The 254-nt window shown below is 45.3% G+C and carries 1 protein-coding gene; it reads right to left on the bottom strand.

The features are described 5' to 3' along the window. Nucleotides 1-72: 72 nt before the first annotated feature. The coding region (locus tag IEQ44_RS17360) for a hypothetical protein (protein ID WP_227487677.1) at nt 73-254 on the bottom strand (182 nt) is incomplete at its 5' end.

Genomic DNA, 254 nt, shown 5'->3' with positions numbered 1-254 from the left:
GTCAATTCACTTCTGTCTCTCCCATTGTGCTCTGGGATCTCATCTGGTGTAGTTGCCTTGCTGTTTTTCATTCTAGTAAGAGCTCTCATGAATGCTACTCTCTCTCTCTATGCCTCTTGTCAGTCCTGTGTAAGTTGTTCCATTATCCTGGTGATCCCGTGGGCTTTCCTCCTTCAGCAGACCATCAAAGTATTCCTTCCATCTCTTGTGGGACTTCATTTGCATCCTCCATCTGCTTGTTGCCTTAATTGTTC

The sequence above is a fragment of the Nocardioides malaquae genome (assembly GCF_015070385.1).
Lineage (GTDB): Bacteria > Actinomycetota > Actinomycetes > Propionibacteriales > Nocardioidaceae > Nocardioides > Nocardioides malaquae.
The sequence above is the reverse complement of the archived record's forward strand: the minus strand, read 5'-3'. Positions and strand labels throughout refer to the sequence as shown.